This is a genomic window from Bradyrhizobium sp. AZCC 2262 (genome assembly GCF_036924535.1).
Classification (GTDB): domain Bacteria; phylum Pseudomonadota; class Alphaproteobacteria; order Rhizobiales; family Xanthobacteraceae; genus Bradyrhizobium.
In genome coordinates this window covers 3,011,277-3,029,995 of the sequence record NZ_JAZHRT010000001.1, presented here as the reverse complement: position 1 = coordinate 3,029,995, position 18,719 = coordinate 3,011,277, and the positions used below count along the sequence as shown (strand labels likewise).

The following is an 18,719-nucleotide window of genomic DNA, read 5'->3' as shown; positions in this document are numbered from 1 at the left end:
TCCGAGACCGAGCATGCGGAAAGTCCTCACCATCACGCTCGCGGGCGGGCTTGCCGTATCGACGGCAAGTCGTATCTGCCTTGCAAGCGCAAGAGCGAGCTTCCCACGAGCCGGTGATCGGTAACAACCGATTTTGCTCGACGGCCTGACCTCCGCCGCGTTTATCAGATATGACGCCGTTGATCGGTGGCGGCCGCTTCTCGGACGTGGCACCTTGATCGACGACTCCGTGCAAGTTGCACGATCCGATACTCGACCGGGGAGAATGCGTCTTGAGCGTAGTGGCGGAAGCGGCTGATGTCCCCTATTCCGGCGACCGGCGGGCCGGACGAACCGAAGCCCAGCAAGACACCCAGAAGTTCGCCGAAGCGGCCATTGCGGAAAGCAAGCGCCAAGGCCTTCTACTCGCTGTCCGGGCCCGCTGGGTCGCGCTGGCGGTGATTGCCGTTACCTTGCCGATCATCAACCCGAACTGGGACGTGATTTACTACGTCGTGATGCTCGGCCTTTTTGCCGCGATCGGCTGGGCCCAATTGAACGTCGGCAAAGTAGGGCGTTCGCTGCCGGAGCTTTTCCTGATCTTTTGCGATCTGGCGTTAATTACCCTGCTCACGGTCGTGCCCAATCCGTTGAGCGCCGCGAACTGGCCGGTCGGCATGCAATTCCGGTTCGAGACTTTCATCTATTTCTTTGTCTTCCTCGCAACCGCCACCCTTGCCTATTCGTGGCGAACGGTGGTCGCGATGGGCTTCTGGACCTCGGCCGTGTGGGCAATCGGGGTGGGCTGGGCGTACCTGCAGCCCGAAACCCACGCCGAGTTGTCGGAACGCGTGCGAGCCGCCATCGGCTCCGACGTCAGGATGTTCCACATCATCAACCCCTCATCGATCGGCATTCCGGAGCGCTTCCAAGAAATCACGGTGTTCCTGATCGTCGCCATGACGTTGGCGCTGGCGGTGCGCCGTTCCAACGCCCTGCTGATCAGCCACGCCGGGATTGAACGCGAACGGACCAACCTGGCGCGGTATTTTTCCCCCAATGTCGTCGAGCAACTGTCTGTCAATGACGAGCCACTCACGCGGGTTCACACCCAGGACGTCGCCGTTTTGTTTGCCGATATCGTGGGCTTCACTACCTATGCCGATGGACGAGACCCAAAGGAGGTTATCGGCACGCTGCGACAGTTCCATGAGCGGATGGAACGAGAAGTGTTTCGGCACGGCGGAACGCTCGACAAGTATCTCGGCGACGGCCTGATGGCGACATTCGGTACGCCGTTCGCCGGCGATTCCGACGCGCTGAACGCCTTGCGTTGCGCGAGGGGTATGATCGATTCGATTGCGGAGTTAAACAGAGAACGGAAAGATCGCAACGAGCCGCCGATCCAGGTCAGCGTCGGACTGCACTATGGCCAGGTCGTGCTTGGGGACATCGGCCTCAACCGGCTCGAATTCGCCGTGATCGGCACCACCGTGAATGCGGCGAGCCGGCTCGAGGCGCTTACCCGCGAATTCGGATGCGCCATCGTGGTTAGCGACGCGCTGGTGCAGCAGGCGCGGACGGAATCCAGCCATTCGAGCGGAGACTTCGCGTTGCTCGTCGAGCAGCCGGCACAGAGCATTCGTGGGCTTGAGCGACCTATTGGCATCTGGACATGTCCCGCTATCGCTTCCTGATGCGCTGAATTGAACGCGCGCATAGCCAGTGGTTGAAAAATTACCTAAAGTTGCTAGATATGCAGGTAGCACTTCCGATGAAAATAGTGATCGTTGGGAGGGACTTGTGGCAGCATTTGAAGAAGTGGAAGCAACACATGACCAACGCCTGTGCCTACGCCCTTTAAATTCGACGAGGTTGGCATCTGGTCCGAGCTAAAGCTTGAGATCGTTGAGAAATACGGTTCGGCCTATACCGCAGCTTTCGCCAATCAACGAGGCCTGAAGAAATACTACGTCGACGCGTTCAGTGGCGCCGGTGTGCACATCTCGAAGCGCAGTGGTGGGCCGATCGACGGTAGCCCGGCCCGCGCGTTGAAGACGACGCCGCCTTTCGACAGTTTCTTTTTTATCGATATGGACGCCCAGAAGACGGCGCATCTGAAAAAGCTTTGTGCCGGCCGCGGTAACGTCCACATAGAAACGGGCGACGCGTCGAAATATCTCACCCAAACGCTTCTGCCGACTATCAAGTACAGCGAATTTAAGCGAGCGCTTTGCCTCTTCGACCCCTACGGTCTTCACCTTGAATGGCGCGCGATGGAGATGGCAGGTCAGTCCCGGGCCATCGACATGTTCCTGAATTTTCCGGTGATGGACATGAACAGGAACGCGATCTGGCGGAATCCCTCCGTCGTTCCGAAGGAAGGCATTGACCGCATGAACAGCTTTTGGGGTGATGAATCTTGGAGAGAAGCGGCCTACGCCGAACACCCGCAAGGCAATTTGTTCGGTGCGCCAGACATCGTAAAACAGGGAAATGACGCGATTGTAGGCGCCTTTCGTGAAAGGCTGCGCAAAGTGGCTGGTTTCGAGTTCGTCCCCGAGCCCCTACCGATGAAGAACAGCACCAATGCTGTCGTGTACTACTTGTTCTTTGCTTCTCAGAAACCCGTTGCGCAAAAAATCATCGGCGACATTTTCAAAAAATACCGATGAGATCACGGCCGCAGGTCGGGCATCTCATCGTAGGTCTTGCCATTTAGTATGCGACCGGCCGCCTTCTTATTTTTTCCACCCCACTGTTTGAAGAAGAAGGCCGTTCCAGAGGAACGACACATCGTCTCGATCTCGTCGACCCACTCAGGCTTCATTTCGCGGGCGCGCGGGCCGCTCTCCCCACCAACGATCGCCCAATGGATGCCGGTGAGATCGCCATCGGCTACGGACCCGATCAGCGGCTCAAGGGAAACAAATCTGATTGCGGCTGGCACCTGCCGAATGGCATCCAACCTATACAGAACGCGACCATCCTCAATGCTGGTGCCGAGCCAGACGTTCGGGAGGATTTCGAATGATCGTTGAGCTAGAACGTGTGCCATGCGCTCGGGGCGCTTAGTGAGAATTTGATACGTGTGCCGAGGTGTTTCCTTCATCACGTCCCAAACCCGAGCGATGAATTCAGTTGGAACATCATCATGGAAAAGGTCGGACATTGAGTTGACGAAAACCTTGCGTGGCTTTGACCACGTTCTCGGTGTATCGAGCGATGCATAATCCAAACGAATTTTGCCGGTCCAGACTGCGCGTCGCCCGCTTTTCCGGGTGAGGCCGCGGTACTTCGCAGTCCCCATCGCCTCAAGTCTGGCCGCCATCCGCATGGCGTAGCAATTCGTGCAGCCTGCTGTAAGCACGGTGCAACCAGCCACAGGATTCCAAGTCGCGTCGGTCCATTCGATTGATGTTTCGGCCATGGAGTTCTCTCAAGCGTCTATAGAATCTCAAGAAAGTGGTTAGATTTGGTTACTTGGATTTATCGTGCCCTAGCGGTGTGAACCTCCTCTACTACAAGTCTTCGTCCTGCGGCACGTCCGACGTATAACAGGATGATATCATGCCTCCATGCTACCTCAGTCATGCTATGACACATTGCCCGTTCCACCGAGACTGCGACTCACTCCCTTCATGGCCAAATCCACCCTCTCCTTTGTCTGCCAGAACTGCGGCGCGGCGTATAACCGCTGGCAGGGCAAGTGCGAGTCCTGCGGCGAGTGGAACACGCTGGCCGAGGAGGACACGACCGGCAGCGTGCCGGTGTCGATTCGCTCAAAGCGCCGGGGGCGGACGTTTGCGCTGGAATCACTGACGGGAAAAAGCAACGACGCCCCGCGCCTGCCCTCCGGCATGACGGAGCTCGATCGCGTCACCGGTGGCGGTTTTGTCCGCGGTTCGGTGCTGTTGGTCGGCGGCGACCCCGGCATCGGCAAATCGACCTTGCTGACGCAGGCCACCAGCATGCTGGCGCGCGCCGGGCATCGCGCGGTCTATATTTCGGGCGAAGAAGCCGTGGCCCAGGTGCGGCTGCGTGCTGAGCGGCTGGGGCTTGCCGATGCGCCGGTGCAGCTCGCCGCCGAAACGTCGGTCGAAGACATCGTCTCGACGCTGTCGGAGGGCGCGGTGCCGCGCCTGATCGTAATCGATTCGATACAGACCATGTGGACCGACACGGTGGAATCAGCGCCGGGAACGGTGACGCAGGTCCGCGCCTCCGCGCAGGCGCTCATTCGCTTCGCCAAAAAATCCGGAGCTGCGATCATTCTGGTTGGGCACGTCACCAAGGATGGCCAGATCGCGGGCCCCCGTGTGGTCGAGCACATGGTCGACGCGGTGCTGTCGTTCGAGGGAGAAGGCTCGCAACATTTCCGCATTTTGCGCGCGATGAAGAACCGCTTCGGTCCGACCGATGAAATCGGCGTGTTCGAGATGACGGGCTTGGGCCTTCGCGAGGTCTCCAACCCTTCCGAATTGTTCCTTTCTGAACGCGACCTGGGCAGCCCGGGCACGGCGGTCTTTGCCGGGATCGAAGGCACCCGCCCGGTGCTGGTGGAATTGCAGGCATTGGTGGCGCCGACCACGCTCGGCACCCCGAGGCGGGCCGTGGTGGGCTGGGACCCGAGCCGGCTGTCGATGGTGCTCGCGGTGCTGGAAGCCCATTGCGGGGTCAAATTGTCCGGCTACGACGTCTATCTGAACGTGGCGGGAGGCTTGCGGATCCAGGAGCCCGCGGCCGACCTCGCGGCGGCCGCTGCCCTGGTGTCGTCCCTGGTGAACGCTCCGTTACCGACAGATGCGGTCTATTTCGGTGAGATTTCACTCTCGGGCGCGGTCCGGCCGGTGGCGCAGACCTCGGCCCGATTAAAGGAGGCCGCGAAACTGGGATTTGGCCGTGCCGTTCTGCCCGAATCGGCCCGTGGCGAGGTCGGCGGCGATGGCGGGCTGGCGCTGAGCAGCATCGGCGGCTTGACCAGCCTGGTCGCCGATATCGCGGCACGTGGCAGCCCCAGAGGCGCTGGGTCCGACAACCGGAACACCAATCGCGAGGGTGTGACGGAGAAAAATGCCACACCAGCGCGATTCCGTCGTGAAAACAGCTAAAGCGGCGTGACGTGCCCGGCCCTCGCCGCTATACAACCCGCGCGAAAGGCGAGCGGGATGGCGCGATATCCGGCCTTGCGGGATGTGCCGTCTGCCCTTCACTTGGGGTGACTCTGACCCGCCGATTCGCTGGCTTGAGAAACTTACGAGCGGACCTTACCAGCCGATGCCGATAACGATACTTGATCTCGTCCTGCTCGGAGTAATGCTGATTTCGGGGCTGCTCGCCATGGTGCGCGGCTTCATGCGCGAAATCCTGTCGATCGCGGCATGGGGCGCGGCGGCGCTGGTGACGCTCTATGCTTTCTCCAAGCTGCTGCCGTCTGCCAAGGCCTATTTCGGCAGCGATACGATCGCGGCCGTGGTGGTCGTTGCCGGCACCTTCATCGGTACGCTGATTGTGGTTTCCGTCATCACGGTCCGGATTTCGGACATGATCCTGGATTCGCGGATCGGCGCGCTGGACCGCACGCTCGGCTTCCTGTTTGGGTTGGGTCGCGGCCTTTTGATCGTGGTGGTCGCGTTCCTGTTCTTCAGCTGGCTGGTCCCGGACAAGCAGCGGCCGGACTGGATCACCGGTGCCAAGTCCCGGGTGGTCCTGCAAGGAACCGGGGATTGGTTAATGTCGCTCTTGCCGGACGACCCCGAGAACACCATCTTAAAGAGATTCAAGAAGAATAAACCGGACGACGACCAAACTGACGCCGACCAGGCAGCCCCTGCGTCCGGCGATGGCTACAGTAAACCTGCCCGCGACAGTCTTAAAAAGCTGATCGAGAAACCCGCGGCACGCTAATTCTGGCCAAAATAGAGAGGCGATGGACGCGATGCAAAACCCTTCCGATCCCGCCGGCCAACTCGATCCAAGCCCTGATTTAAATCCGGGCGTCGAGTTGCAGGACGATCTCGAAGGCGACACGCTACGCGAGGAATGCGGCGTGTTCGGCATTTTCGGCCACCCCGAGGCCGCCGCCATTACAGCGCTCGGACTACACGCCCTTCAGCATCGCGGCCAGGAAGCCGCGGGCATCGTCTCCTTTGACGGCAGCCGCTTTCACTCCGAACGCCGCCTCGGCCTCGTCGGCGATACCTTCTCCCGCCGTGAAGTCATCGAGCGCCTGCCCGGCATTATGGCCGTCGGCCATGTACGCTATTCCACCACCGGCGCTACCATCCTGCGCAACGTGCAGCCGCTGTTCGCCGAGCTCAATGCCGGCGGCTTCGCCGTCGGCCATAACGGCAATCTCACCAACGGGCTGACGCTGCGCCGCGAACTGGTGAAGGGTGGCGCGATGATGCAGTCGACCACCGACACCGAGGTCATCCTGCATCTGGTCGCGCAATCCAGGCGTGGCCGTTTCATCGACCGCTTCATCGAGTCGCTGCGCGCGATCGAAGGCGCTTACGCGCTGGTCGCGCTCACCAACAAGAAGTTGATCGGCGCCCGTGATCCGCTCGGCATCCGCCCGCTGGTGCTCGGCGACCTCGACGGCCGTCCGATCCTGACCTCGGAAACCTGTGCGCTCGACATGATCGGCGCAAAATATGTCCGTGACATCGAGCCCGGCGAAATCATCGTGTTCGACGAGGCGGGCGCGCACAGCCACAAGCCGTTCCCGCCGAAGCCGCCGCGGCCCTGTATCTTCGAATATATCTACTTCTCGCGGCCGGACTCCATCGTCGGCGGCCGCTCGGTCTACGACGTCCGAAAAGCCTTCGGCGCGCAGCTCGCGCGTGAAAGCCATGTCGAAGTCGACGTCGTGGTGCCGGTGCCGGATTCCGGCGTGCCCGCCGCCCTCGGTTACAGCCAGCATTCCGGCGTGCCGTTCGAGCTCGGCATCATCCGTAACCACTATGTCGGCCGCACCTTCATCCAGCCGACCCAGAGCGTGCGCGAACTCGGCGTGCGCATGAAGCATTCGGCCAACCGCGCCGCGATCGAAGGCAAGCGCATCATCCTGATCGACGACTCGCTGGTGCGCGGCACCACGTCGAAGAAGATCGTGCGCATGATGCGCGACGCCGGCGCGCGCGAGGTGCATTTCCGCCTCGCCTCGCCCCCGATCCTGTATCCCGACTATTACGGCATCGACCTGCCGGACCGCGGCGGGCTTCTCGCGGCCAGCCATTCGCTGGAGGAGATGCGCGACATCATCGGCGCGGACTCGCTGGCGTTCCTGTCGATCGACGGCATGTACCGCGCCATGGGCGAACCGGGCCGCGATCCCGCCAATCCAAAATTCTCGGACCACTGCTTCACCGGCGCCTATCCGACGCACCTCACCGACCAGACCCAGGTCGAACCGCAGCCCCGGCAATTGTCGCTGCTGGCGGAAGCGAGCTGACGCGAAGCGTCATTCCGGGGCGATGCGCAGCATCGAACCCGGAATCTCGATGTAGTGCTACCTTAGTCCCTTAGCTCTAGATTCCGGGTCTGGCCCTCCGGGCCATCCCGGAATGACGATGCTTTTCTCGCGGCCGGGCTTGTCCTGGCCATCCACGTCTGTAAAACCCGCCGCAAGGACGTGGACGGACCAGCATCATGACCAAACCCCTCGCCTCCCGCATCGCGCTCGTCACCGGCGCCTCACGCGGCATCGGCTATGCCACGGCCCGTGCGCTCGGTCGCGCCGGCGCGCATATCGTGGCCGTCGCGCGCACGCAAGGCGGCCTTGAGGAACTCGACGACGAGATCCGGAAAGACGGCGGCAGCGCCACGCTGGTGCCGCTCAATCTCACCGATTTCGACGGCATCGCGCGGCTCGGCGCGGCGCTGCATGAGCGCCACGGCAAGATCGATATACTTGTCGGCAATGCCGGCGTCGCCGGTCCCTCCTCGCCGCTCGGTCATATCGAGCTAAAACCCTGGAACGACGTGATGGCGGTGAACGTCACCGCGAACTTCCAGCTCATCCGCTGCATGGACCCGCTGCTCAAGGTCTCGGACGCCGGCCGCGCCGTGTTCGTGACGTCGGGCGCCGCCAGCAAGGCGAACGCCTATCAGGGTCCCTACGCGGCCTCGAAGGCCGCACTGGACACACTGGTGCGCTCCTGGGCCAACGAGACCGTGAGCACGAAACTGCGGGTCAACCTGTTCAGCCCCGGCCCGATCCGCACCCGCATGCGCGCCATCGTCTTTCCCGGCGAAGACCCGATGACGCTGGATACGCCCGAGCAGGCGGCGGAATTCATCGTGCCGATGTGCGCGCCGGAGTGGACCGAGACCGGCAAGCTCTATGACTACAGGACCCGCACGCTGATGAGCTTCCGCGCGCCGGAGTGAGCGTTTTTCTGGGTCATTGCGAGCCAACGGCTCGCGCGAATGCGCGCCCGATGACAGACTCCGCGAAGCGATCCATTTCGCCGCTTGTTGAGGCATCGATTGCTTCGCTGCCTCGCAATGACGATGTCAAACCGTTGACTCCCACACCTCCGCACGATTGACTGCCTTCCAAGCGGGACAACCCGCCAAGAAAAATCATTGGGAGGCACCCATGACGTCGAAGTGCACGCGCGCTCGCCTGACTCTCTCCAGAACTGTCGCTGCCTGCTTCACCGCTGCAATGCTTGTTGCGGTGCCGGCTTCCTCGCGCGCCGGCGATATTCCGACCTTCGCAGTCGATGTGTCATGGCCAAAGCCGCTGCCGAACAACTGGATCCTCGGCCAGGTCGGCGGCATCACGGTCGATGCGCAGGGCCATATCTGGGTGATCCATCGCCCGCGCTCGCTCACCGACGATGAGAAGGGTGCTGCGCTGAATCCGCCCCGCTCGAAATGCTGCGTGTCGGCGCCGCCGGTGCTCGAGTTCGATACCGACGGCAATCTGCTGCGCTCCTGGGGCGGCCCCGGCGAAGGCTATGAATGGGTAGGCCGCGAGCACGGCATCGAGGTGGATGAGAAAGGTTTCGTGTGGGTCGGCGGCAATGCCGACAACGACAACGCGATCCTGAAATTCACCCTCGACGGCAAGTTCGTGATGCAGATCGGCAAGATCGCGCCGAGCAAGGGTTCTGGCGACACCACGCAGCTCGGCAAACCCGCCGAGACCGCGATCGACAAGGACGCCAACGAAATCTTCGTTGCCGACGGCTACGGCAATCGCCGCGTCATCGTGTTTGATGCAACCACTGGCGCCTACAAGCGGCACTGGGGCGCTTACGGCAACCCGCCGAACGATGACAAGCAGCCGGCCTACGACCCCAAGGCGCCTCCCCCGCAGCAATTCGCCAATCCCGTGCATTGCGTGAAGCTCGCCAATGACGGGCTGGTCTATGTCTGCGACCGCATCAACAACCGCATCCAGGTGTTCAGGAAAGATGGAACCTTCGTTAAGGAATGGTTCTACGAAAAGAACACACTCGGCAACGGCGCGGTGTGGGATATCGCGATCTGGCCCGATCCGAAGCAGACCTATTTGCTGAGCGCCGACGGCGAAAACAATGAAATCCGGGTGCTGAAACGGGATGATGGTACCGTAGTTGGCAGTTTTGGCCGCAATGGCCGCAATGCCGGACAGTTCCACTGGATTCACGCCATGGCGGTAGACGCCAAGGGCAACGTCTATACGGCCGAGGTCGACACCGGTAAGCGGATCCAGAAGTTCAAGCTGACCTCGGACGCGCTACGATAGGCGGATTGCCCGGCCCCACCAGAAGGACTATCGCAGACCCGCTGGCAGGTTCCGAAAAGAGAGCCGGCGAACAACCGTTTCTGGAGGGAATACCATGACGAATAGAATTGCGCGGCGCTTCGCCGCGTCCGTGGCGCTTGCCGCGCTCGGCCTCGCGACGCCAGCACTGGCCCAGGACAAGACCGTCAAGATCGGCGTGTTGAACGACATGTCGAGCCTCTATGCCGACATCGGCGGCCCCAATTCCGTCGTCGCGATCAAGATGGCGGTCGAGGATTCCGGCCTCACCAAGAAGGGCTGGAAGATCGACGTCGTCAGCGGCGATCACCAGAACAAACCCGACGTCGGCGTCAACATCGCGAGGCAGTGGATCGACAACGACAAGGTCGATGCGATCGCCGACACGCCGAACTCCGGCGTCGCGCTCGCCGTCAACAACCTCGTCAAGGAAAAGAACAACGTCCTGCTCAATTCGGGCGCAGCGACGGCGGACCTTACCGGCAAGGCGTGCACGCCAAACACTGTCTCCTTTACCTACGACACCTACATGCTCGCCAACGGCACCGGCAAGGCGCTGACCAAAGCGGGCGGCGATAGCTGGTTCTTCCTCACCGCCGACTATGCCTTCGGTCATGCGCTCGAGCGTGACACGTCGGCCGTCGTGACCGCCAATGGCGGCAAGGTGCTCGGCGGCGTCAAGGCTCCGATCAACACCGCCGATTTCTCGTCCTTCCTGCTGCAGGCGCAGGCGTCCAAGGCAAAGGTCATCGGACTTGCCAATGCCGGCGGCGACACCACCAACTCGATCAAGCAGGCCGCCGAATTCGGCATCGTCGCGGCCGGCCAGAAGCTCGCCGCGCTGTTGCTGTTCATCAACGACGTGCATTCGCTTGGGTTGAAGACCGCGCAGGGCCTGACGTTCACCGAGTCCTTTTACTGGGACATGAACGACCAGACGCGCGCCTGGTCGAAGCGGTTCTCCGCACTCGCCAACAAGAACGCGATGCCCTCGATGACGCAGGCCGGCAACTACGCCATGGTGCTGCATTATCTGAAGGCGATGGAAGCGCTCGGCGGCAATCCCCATGACGGCGCCAAGGTCGTCGCCAAGATGAAGGAATTGCCGACCGACGATCCGCTGTTCGGCAAGGGCCCGCTGCGCGCCGATGGCCGCCGCCTCATCCCGGCCTATCTGTTCGAGGTGAAGAAGCCGGAAGAGTCGAAGGGACCGTGGGACTATTACAAGCAGATCGCCGCGATCTCGGCGGAAGACGCCGCCAAGCCGCTCGAAGCCAGCGAATGTCCGCTGGTGAAGAAGTGACGGCGTAGCAGCGTGCGTAGATTCCATGGGGCGGTGAGCGTGCCCTTTCCGGTAGGTTTGGGTTTCCACACTCGAACCATCGGAGAGCCAGATGCAAGCATCGACCGTAGACACGCCCACCGCCGGGCATTGTGGCACGATTTTCGTTGCGATTGAACTGAGCCAGAAGAGCTGGCTGGTAACGCTGCACAGTCCGGACAAAGGCAAGATGTCGCGTCACAAGCTGGAGGGCGGCGATCATGCTGCGCTGCTGGCGCTGATCGGTCAGGTTCGGGAGCGGGCGGCCCGGGCGCTGGGAGCCGTTCCGGCGGTGGTGAGCTGCTACGAAGCGGGCTACGACGGGTTCTGGCTGCATCGGCTTCTGCTGGCTGCCGGGATCACGAACTACGTGTTTGACCCTGCGAGCATAGCGGTGGATCAGCGGGCACGGCGGGTGAAGACCGACCGGATCGATGGCGAGAAGATGCTACGGACGCTGATGGCGTATCTGCGCGGTGAGCCGCAGGTGGTGCGGATCGTGCGGGCACCTGCGCCGGAGCAAGAGGACGCCCGCCGCACCAGCCGTGAACGCGGCCGGCTGATCAAGGAGCAAACCGCGCACACCACCCGGATCAAGGCGCTGCTGCGATTGTTGGGCATGGCGGTGGGGAACCCGCGCCGGCGTGACTGGCTGAGCTGGCTTTCGGCGCAGCGGGATTGGCAGGGCCAGGCGGTGCCGCCACGGATGCTGGCGGAGATCAGGCACGAGCACGCACGGCTGATGCTGGTGCGCGAACGGCTCGAGGAACTCGCACAGGCGTCGGCTCAAGCGGATCCGGCACCTGCGGCGGCGCAGATGACCGAGCGCAGCGAACTGTTGCTCCGGCTCAAATGCCTCGGTCCGGCGTTCGCGACGACGCTGACCAGCGAGGTGTTCTACAAGGACTTTCGTAATCGGCGTGAGGTCGCGAGCTATTTCGGGCTGACGCCCAGTCCATGGCAGAGCGGCGGGACCGACCGCGACCAGGGCATCAGCAAGGCGGGCAATCCACGCGCCCGCTGCGCCGCGATCGAACTGGCCTGGCTGTGGCTGCGGCATCAGCCGGAGAGTGCGCTCACCCGATGGTTCCGCAGCCGCACCCACAACAATGCCAGCAAGCGCAACAAGCGCATCGCCATCGTGGCCTTGGCGCGCAAGCTGATGGTGGCGCTCTGGCGCTACCTCACAACCGGCATGGTTCCCGAAGGAGCCGTGCTCAAGGCCGCGAAGGCGTAAACGTTTCAAGCAACGCGTCAGCGTCGCGGCGTCGGCCGCGGTCAGCGCGGAATGGATGATGACCGTGCCACCCTTGGGCCAAATCAACAGGCCGCTTCGTAGATGGGTCTCATCCTCATGGCTTCCTCGCCGCATGCATGCGGAATGTGGGTACCGGGCTGCAAAACGCCCGACCGGATATGAGGTGATGCAGTGAGATGCTGCATAAATCGCCGGAAGCCAGTTCCTGAGCGCACCGACCGCGGCGGCACGCTGCGCTACGCATGGCTCCGCGCGCCGCCGCTCCACCGAATGCAAAAAATCACATCCAAGCCCCGGTCGGGATGCTTGACTCAAAAGCCCTCATATGAGGGTGGGCAAAGGCGCACTTGCGCCGTGCCCACCATCTCTCCGCGCTTTCATCGTGAATGGTGGGCACGCTGCGCTTTGCCCACCCTACGATTTAGCGCCTTTTGTTGTCGCTAGCGTGCGCCACGCGATCAAGAGTCCCAGCCCCAGCAGCGCTGCCGCCAACAGGAACGGTGCGCCCGGCATTTTGAACGGCGCCCCGTCGCTGATGAAATACGCAAACGTCAGCGTAAACAGAAACGGCCCCGCCATCTGGGCGATGCTGTTGACGCTGTTGGTCGCGCCCTGCAACTGGCCCTGCTGATCGGGTGCTACGAGCTGCGTCGTCAGCGCCTGGATCGCCGCCCCCGCCACGCCCCACAGCGCCATCACGGGAATGCCGAGCCAGAACAGCGGTCCGGTCGGGGCCGCGCCATAGATGAAAAAACCCAGCGCGCCGCAGGCAAGCCCCAGCAGCAGCGCACGGCGCTCGCCGAGGTGCTTGACGATCGGCCCGACGCCGGCACCCTGCACCACCATGGCGCAGACTCCGACCAAAGCCAACGTGAGCCCTACCGTCGTCGTATCCCACCCATAACGGTAGGTGGCATAGAGCACAAAGGTAGATGGCAGCACCACATGCGCGACCTGCCCGAAGAAATTCGCCAGCGACAGGCCGGCGAGAATCCGGTTCGAGCGCAAGAGATGCAGTGCCCCGATCGGGCTGGCGCTTTTCCAGTGGAATGGCGCGCGCCGATCCTTGGGCAGCGACTCGGGCAGGATCAGCCAACCGTACAGCGCATTCGCAAAGCTCAAGCCCGCCGCGATCCAGAACGGCAGGCGCGGATCCATGCCGCCGAGCAGGCCGCCGACGGCAGGACCGAGAATGAAGCCGGCGCCGAACGCAGCACCAATCTTGCCGAACACCGCCGCACGCCGTTCCGGCGGCGTCACATCGGCGATGTAGGCAAAGGCCGTGGAGATGCTGGCGGAGGTGATGCCTGAGATTACCCGGCCGATGAACAGCCAGGTCAGCGACGGCGCCAGCGCCATCAACACATAGTCCAGCGCCAATCCGAAATTCGACAGCAGCACCACCGGCCGCCGGCCGAAGCGATCCGACAGCGCGCCAAGGATCGGCGAAAACAAAAACTGCATCAGCGCCCAGGCGGTGCCGAACAGGCCAAAAATCCGCGCCGCCGTCGCCGTGTCGTTGTCGACAAAACTTTCCACGAGCTTGGGCAGGATCGGCAGGATCAGCCCGAGCGCCAGCATGTCGAGCAGAATGGTGACGAAGATGAAGGCTGCTGCTCCGCGACGCGGCACATGCGCTCGGCCACGTTCCAGCAACGTTCGATCTCCTGTCCGTGCACCAACGAACCTGATCGACTAAGGACTCTTCGCCCGACAGGCAAGCCCCATGATATGGTTGGAACGGCACTCCCTGCCGTGTCTCAGTTATTTGAACTTGCAATCGAACGGATCGTCCGAGCAGGGATCAGTCATCCCGCCTTAGAAGTCGAATGGGTCATGACCTGGGAGCGGCGCGACGCTTCCCAACCCGCCGGGTGCGGCGTTGCTCCCGAAGTCGAACGGATCATCACCTGGGCGCGGTCTGACGCCCCTTGTCGCCGGCCCGATCGAGGCCCGTGAGCGGATGTTGGCCGAGACGGGTGCGGGCTGGCGCTGCTTGTTCACGGATGTCTTGACCCGTTCGAAAGCGGCGGTATCCATCGTCAAGGTCAACTTCGCTCTTTTTGCGGATCGCACGAATGGCAGGACCAGGCCCAGATCGTGCAGGGTTCTGATACATCGCACGAAGTTCTCAACCGATACCGCCTTGCGCGTCCCAGCGGATGCGGACCGCGCGCCGCTCGTCCGTTTGGTCGCCGACGATTTTCTGCCTTTGCGAGCCGGCGACGTCTTGCGTTTGGAGGCGGCGGCGCGTCGGGATTTCTTGGCGGCCATGGGGTTCTCCTGTTTCAGGGCGCGACCTGCAGCTTGAATTCCTTGCTCTTCTGTTGATCGATCGCGATGACGGCGAGGAACTCGGATCGTGTGCCGCCACCCGTCACGCGTTGCCCGGCCCACAGCAGGCGGGTCGGCTGTCGGCCCGTGGGACCCCGCTCGGCGATCACGGTGCCGCTGCCGCGGCCTGCCGAGAACAGGAAGCCGCGCACCGCGTCCACGCCGCCCACGTCCACGGCGAGGCCAATTGTGACCTGATGCTTGTCGCTGCGCCCCACGTTGAGATCGAGCGACGCGTTGGCCACGCGCAAGAGCGTGCCGACCGGAGCGAAGACGAGCTTCGGGGTGCCTTCCAGGGTGAGCGTCGTGGTGAAGGTCAGGTCGTCGGTCATGGTTGGCGCGGCGCCGGCTGCGCCGTCCTTGCCGCCCAAGTTTTCGAACAGCAGCATCCTGGAGAAATCCTTGACGGAGCGGTCGACGCCGACACGGCCCGCAATGGGATAGACGTAGTTCGGTCCGACGATCTGTCCGGAGCAATAACGGATGCCGCGGACCTCCGCGGCGTTCAAATTGGCGAGAAGAGAGCCGAAGGTGTCGGTCACCGTGAATTTGCGCTCGTTCTGCCGCCGGCGTTTGGCATGGCCTTCGATGCCGGCCGTGAAGTTCGGATTGATGTCACGCAGCAGGTTCACGGTAGCGCCGATGTCGTTGTCCTCGAAGATGTCGAAGTCGAACGTGTAGGCAACGCCCGCTTTCAGGAGCAGATCGATGGCAGCGCGTTCCCTCACATATCTGGGTCCAGGGAAGTAGCTGGAGTTGAACTTGTCCATCAAGTCCGGCTGTTCCTCGTAGAGCGCAACCAGCCGGTCGGCGTTGGGGTCGCGAACCCCCTCGGGCAGTCCCGCGTACAAGCCGCTTCCGATGAAGCGCAGGAAATCCAGCAATGTCGCCTTGACGGCGTCGCGCGTCTCGCACCGGATCTGTCGCACGATGTGGGGAGTGTCGACGCCGGCGACCTGTTCCGGCAGTGGGTGAATTGCGCAGCCGGAAACAAAAACCGACGCGGCCAGTGCCGCAACCGTCAAATGTCTTATCATAATACGCCTCGCAGTTACGACTGAAACGCGAGAAAGTTGTTTTGCTTTTTTCGAAAAACTTAGGATTGCAGCGTAGCGCAGCGATGTCTAGACGGGTATCGCTAAGATTCTGCGATTGTTGCTTTTGGGCAACCCCGGAGACGCTGACCGCCAGGTAGCGCTACACGGAGATCATGACGGCCGCTTGCGCTTGTGGGCGAACGGGTTGGCTTTTTCGCGCAGCGTGATCCGGATCGGCGTGCCCGGCAGGTCAAAAGCCTCGCGCATCGAGTTGGTGAGGTAGCGCAGATAGGATTGCGGCACGGCGTCGGCTCGCGAGCAGAACAGGATAAAGCTCGGCGGCCGGGCCTTGGCCTGGGTAATGTAGTTCAGTTTCAGCCGGCGCCCCGAAACCGCGGGCGGCGGGTTGGCGTCGACTGCCTGCTCGAACCAGCGATTGAGCGTGGCCGTCGGCACGCGCTTGTTCCACACTGCGTAGGCGTCCTCAATCGCCGTCATCAACCGGTCGATGCCTTCGCCCATCAGCCCGGACACCGCGACAACAGGCGCGCCCTTGACCTGCGGCAGCCAGTGATCGACATCGCTGCGCAGCGCGGAAATCAGGTGAGGCTTGCGCTCCATCAGATCCCATTTGTTGACCGCGAGCACGATCGCCCGTCCCTCGCGCTCGATCAGATCGGCAATGCGCAGGTCCTGTTCCTCGAACCGGTTCTGCGCGTCCATCATCATCACGACGACTTCGGCAAAGCGCACCGCGCGCAGCGCGTCCGCCACCGACAGTTTTTCCAATTTCTCCTCGATCCGCGAGCGCCGCCGTAGCCCTGCGGTGTCGAACACACGGAACTCGCGGCCCTGCCAGGTGATCTCGACCGAAATGGAATCGCGTGTGGTGCCGGCCTCGGCGCTGGTCAACAGCCGCTCCTCGCCGAGGAGATGATTGATCAGCGTGGATTTCCCGGCATTGGGACGGCCGACGATGGCGACGCGGATCGGCCGCTGCGCGAGTTCTTCATCGGATACGATGATGTCGTCATCGTCGAACTCTTCACCTTCCTCGACCGTGTCCGGCATCAGCGCGGCGAGCGCGTCGTAGAGATCGCTCAGGCCCTCGCCATGCTCGGCCGAAATCTGGATGGGATCGCCGAGCCCCAGCGCGTAGGATTCCATCGCGCCGACTTCGCCGTGCTTGCCTTCGCTCTTGTTGGCGACCAGCACCACCGGCTTGTTGGCGCGGCGGGCAAAATCGGCAAAGGCGCGATCGTTGGGCGTTAGCCCAGCGCGCGCATCGATCACGAACATCAGCGCGTCGGCAAGACCGATCGCGGTTTCGGTCTGCTCCTGCATCCGTGCCGTGAGCGAGCCCTTGGCGCCCTCGTCGAGGCCGGCCGTGTCGATCACGGTGAATTCGAGATCGCCGAGACGCGCATTGCCCTCGCGGCGGTCGCGGGTGACGCCGGGCTCGTCATCCACCAGCGCCAGCTTCTGCCCAACCAGCCGGTTGAACAGCGTCGACTTGCCGACATTGGGGCGGCCGATAATGGCGATCGTAAAGGACATAAATGATCCAAACGCCCTCTTTCGAAGGGCGTGTCAATCGAACGAAAAGAAAAGAATCAACGCGTGAACGTACCGCTCGGCATCGGCGCCGGGAACGCGGATTGTTGCGGGGATTGTGCAGGTGCCGCCGATTGATCGGGCGGCGGCGCGGTGGTGCGCTTGCGCACCACCTTGGCGGGCTTGGGCGCCGGCGGCGCGGCGGCGGTGCTGCCTTCCTCGTCGGGTGCGGCGTCGGCGTCCGCAGGCGCAGCGGCGGGTGCGGCGGCCTGCTTGCCCTTGGATTTCGCGCCACGCTTCGATTTCGGTTCTTCCGCTGGCGGAGGAGCTGCAGCGGCTGCCTGCGCGTTCGGGTCGTCAACCTGGCGGGCGCCCTTGTAGAGATCTTTCGGCACGCCCTGCTCGAGGCCCGGCACGCCTTCGGGGAACACCGGCTTGCGATCACCGGGCAGCTTCTTCTTGGTATCGAGGAAGTCGAGCAGATCGGACGGGTCGAAATTGCCCGTGCTGCCACAGCCTGCCAGCGCGCCCGAAAGCGCGATGAGGACGGCGGTTGCGATCAAACGTTGCGGGCGGCGCATACTGTTTCCCAACTCGTTCTTGCCCTAGATCCAGACGACTTTGGCGAAAGTCGTCTCGCTCCAACTCTTTGGTTTGAGCATGATCTTCTCGGAAAACCGGTACCCACTTTTCCGGATCATGCTCGGTCAGCTCTTGGCGACCGGCGGCAGCAAGGCCTGCAGCGCTTCGGCACGCGAGCGCAGGCTCGGCGGCGTTTCGCCGTCATTGGCGATCAGGTCCAGCCATTGCCGCGTCGCCGCAGCGTCGTTGGCGCGCCATGCCGACAGTGCCAGCAATTCGCGCGCGGTATGGCGAAAGGTAGCGCCGGGCGCAGCGGCGGCCTCGAGGCGCTCCTTCATATTGGGATAGCTCGTGCTTTCCAGCAGCAACTGGGCGGCGCGAATCCGCGCCAGATCCTGCTCGGCGACGCCGACGCTGCGATCAGCGGCGAGCTCATCGAACATCTTTGCCGCGGCCTGTGGATCACGATTGGCGACTTCCGAAGCCATGCGCAACCGCGCCAACACGCGATAGCCAAACGGCGCCTTCGCAACGAGATCGGCGAACGCCGCTTCGGCCTCGGCGTGCTTGTTGGCTTCCGAAAGCTCGACGGCCTTGTCGAACGCAGCCCCCGCCTCGGCCGCCTTCTTGGCTTCCAGATATTGATAACCGCGCCAGCCGCCCACGGCGGCGATGATCAAAATCAGGCCGGCAATGATATAAAGCGAGTATTGGTCCCACAGCTTTTTGAGCTGATCGCGACGGACCTCCTCGTCTACTTCATCAAATAATTCAGACACTTAAAGGTATCCCATCCCCGAGGAACCGCGCCTTGGGCGGCAGCATCGCGCGCCCGATCCCCGCATCGCCGCGACGTAGCCTATCGATATGGCGGTGGCAAGGCAAAGTGAGGTG

At 62.6% G+C, this 18,719-nt stretch carries 16 protein-coding genes; 9 read left to right on the top strand and 7 right to left on the bottom strand.

What is annotated here, in order from left to right:
• Positions 1-281: 281 nt before the first annotated feature.
• Positions 282-1,676: an adenylate/guanylate cyclase domain-containing protein gene (locus V1283_RS14205; protein ID WP_334393055.1), complete on the top strand. Its 1,395-nt coding sequence runs from the start codon at positions 282-284 to the stop codon at positions 1,674-1,676.
• Between the two features lie 150 nt (positions 1,677-1,826).
• A complete protein-coding gene (locus V1283_RS14200) occupies positions 1,827-2,654 on the top strand; it encodes a three-Cys-motif partner protein TcmP (RefSeq protein ID WP_334387101.1) in 828 nt (275 codons plus the stop codon).
• Between the two features lie 2 nt (positions 2,655-2,656).
• Here V1283_RS14200 and V1283_RS14195 read toward each other — a convergent pair whose 3' ends face one another.
• Positions 2,657-3,409, bottom strand: a complete 753-nt coding sequence (locus V1283_RS14195) for a DUF5131 family protein (RefSeq protein ID WP_334387100.1) — start codon at positions 3,407-3,409, stop codon at positions 2,657-2,659.
• A 211-nt stretch (positions 3,410-3,620) separates the two neighbouring features.
• Here V1283_RS14195 and radA point away from each other — a divergent pair, with 211 nt between their 5' ends.
• The 7 genes from radA (at position 3,621) to V1283_RS14160 (ending at position 12,297) form a co-directional block, all read left to right on the top strand.
• Positions 3,621-5,090 (top strand): DNA repair protein RadA, encoded by a 1,470-nt coding sequence (gene radA / locus V1283_RS14190; RefSeq protein WP_334387099.1) that lies wholly within the window; start codon positions 3,621-3,623, stop codon positions 5,088-5,090.
• A 166-nt stretch (positions 5,091-5,256) separates the two neighbouring features.
• Positions 5,257-5,886: a CvpA family protein gene (locus V1283_RS14185; RefSeq protein ID WP_334393054.1), complete on the top strand. Its 630-nt coding sequence runs from the start codon at positions 5,257-5,259 to the stop codon at positions 5,884-5,886.
• A 31-nt stretch (positions 5,887-5,917) separates the two neighbouring features.
• Entirely contained in the window at positions 5,918-7,435 is a 1,518-nt protein-coding gene (gene purF / locus V1283_RS14180) for an amidophosphoribosyltransferase (protein ID WP_334387097.1), read from the top strand.
• Positions 7,436-7,632: 197 nt separating this feature from the next.
• The gene (locus V1283_RS14175; protein ID WP_334387096.1) at positions 7,633-8,373 is read left to right on the top strand and encodes an SDR family NAD(P)-dependent oxidoreductase; all 741 of its coding nucleotides are present in this window, start codon (positions 7,633-7,635) and stop codon (positions 8,371-8,373) included.
• A gap of 211 nt (positions 8,374-8,584) precedes the next feature.
• Complete coding sequence (locus V1283_RS14170) at positions 8,585-9,721, top strand: hypothetical protein (protein ID WP_442895743.1); 1,137 nt, start codon at positions 8,585-8,587, stop codon at positions 9,719-9,721.
• A gap of 94 nt (positions 9,722-9,815) precedes the next feature.
• Positions 9,816-11,042: an ABC transporter substrate-binding protein gene (locus V1283_RS14165; RefSeq protein ID WP_334387095.1), complete on the top strand. Its 1,227-nt coding sequence runs from the start codon at positions 9,816-9,818 to the stop codon at positions 11,040-11,042.
• Positions 11,043-11,133: 91 nt separating this feature from the next.
• A complete protein-coding gene (locus V1283_RS14160; RefSeq protein ID WP_334385105.1) occupies positions 11,134-12,297 on the top strand; it encodes an IS110 family transposase in 1,164 nt (387 codons plus the stop codon).
• Between the two features lie 435 nt (positions 12,298-12,732).
• Here the strand turns inward: V1283_RS14160 and V1283_RS14155 are convergent, their stop codons facing one another.
• From V1283_RS14155 to V1283_RS14130, 6 genes are all read right to left on the bottom strand, one after another.
• Positions 12,733-13,974: a TCR/Tet family MFS transporter gene (locus V1283_RS14155; RefSeq protein WP_334387094.1), complete on the bottom strand. Its 1,242-nt coding sequence runs from the start codon at positions 13,972-13,974 to the stop codon at positions 12,733-12,735.
• Positions 13,975-14,136: 162 nt separating this feature from the next.
• Positions 14,137-14,592, bottom strand: coding sequence for a hypothetical protein (locus V1283_RS14150; protein WP_334387093.1), 456 nt, complete (start codon positions 14,590-14,592; stop codon positions 14,137-14,139).
• A 14-nt stretch (positions 14,593-14,606) separates the two neighbouring features.
• Positions 14,607-15,689: a hypothetical protein gene (locus V1283_RS14145; RefSeq protein WP_334387092.1), complete on the bottom strand. Its 1,083-nt coding sequence runs from the start codon at positions 15,687-15,689 to the stop codon at positions 14,607-14,609.
• A 171-nt stretch (positions 15,690-15,860) separates the two neighbouring features.
• The gene (der, locus tag V1283_RS14140; RefSeq protein ID WP_334387091.1) at positions 15,861-17,246 is read right to left on the bottom strand and encodes a ribosome biogenesis GTPase Der; all 1,386 of its coding nucleotides are present in this window, start codon (positions 17,244-17,246) and stop codon (positions 15,861-15,863) included.
• A gap of 56 nt (positions 17,247-17,302) precedes the next feature.
• Entirely contained in the window at positions 17,303-17,824 is a 522-nt protein-coding gene (locus V1283_RS14135) for a hypothetical protein (protein WP_334387090.1), read from the bottom strand.
• A gap of 126 nt (positions 17,825-17,950) precedes the next feature.
• Positions 17,951-18,604 carry a tetratricopeptide repeat protein gene (locus V1283_RS14130; protein WP_334387089.1) on the bottom strand — a complete coding sequence of 218 codons (654 nt, stop codon included), beginning with the start codon at positions 18,602-18,604 and terminating at the stop codon, positions 17,951-17,953.
• Between the last annotated feature and the right edge of the window lie 115 nt (positions 18,605-18,719).

Excerpts from the sequence above, each read along its gene's own strand:
- V1283_RS14195 (WP_334387100.1), bottom strand. The coding sequence starts at position 3,409 with ATGGCCGAAACATCAATCGAATGGACCGACGCGACTTGGAATCCTGTG.
- radA (WP_334387099.1), top strand. The coding sequence starts at position 3,621 with ATGGCCAAATCCACCCTCTCCTTTGTCTGCCAGAACTGCGGCGCGGCG.
- V1283_RS14185 (WP_334393054.1), top strand. The coding sequence starts at position 5,257 with ATGCCGATAACGATACTTGATCTCGTCCTGCTCGGAGTAATGCTGATT.
- purF (WP_334387097.1), top strand. The coding sequence starts at position 5,918 with ATGCAAAACCCTTCCGATCCCGCCGGCCAACTCGATCCAAGCCCTGAT.
- V1283_RS14175 (WP_334387096.1), top strand. The coding sequence starts at position 7,633 with ATGACCAAACCCCTCGCCTCCCGCATCGCGCTCGTCACCGGCGCCTCA.
- V1283_RS14170 (WP_442895743.1), top strand. The coding sequence starts at position 8,585 with ATGACGTCGAAGTGCACGCGCGCTCGCCTGACTCTCTCCAGAACTGTC.
- V1283_RS14165 (WP_334387095.1), top strand. The coding sequence starts at position 9,816 with ATGACGAATAGAATTGCGCGGCGCTTCGCCGCGTCCGTGGCGCTTGCC.
- V1283_RS14160 (WP_334385105.1), top strand. The coding sequence starts at position 11,134 with ATGCAAGCATCGACCGTAGACACGCCCACCGCCGGGCATTGTGGCACG.
- V1283_RS14150 (WP_334387093.1), bottom strand. The coding sequence starts at position 14,592 with ATGGCCGCCAAGAAATCCCGACGCGCCGCCGCCTCCAAACGCAAGACG.
- V1283_RS14145 (WP_334387092.1), bottom strand. The coding sequence starts at position 15,689 with ATGATAAGACATTTGACGGTTGCGGCACTGGCCGCGTCGGTTTTTGTT.
- der (WP_334387091.1), bottom strand. The coding sequence starts at position 17,246 with ATGTCCTTTACGATCGCCATTATCGGCCGCCCCAATGTCGGCAAGTCG.
- V1283_RS14135 (WP_334387090.1), bottom strand. The coding sequence starts at position 17,824 with ATGCGCCGCCCGCAACGTTTGATCGCAACCGCCGTCCTCATCGCGCTT.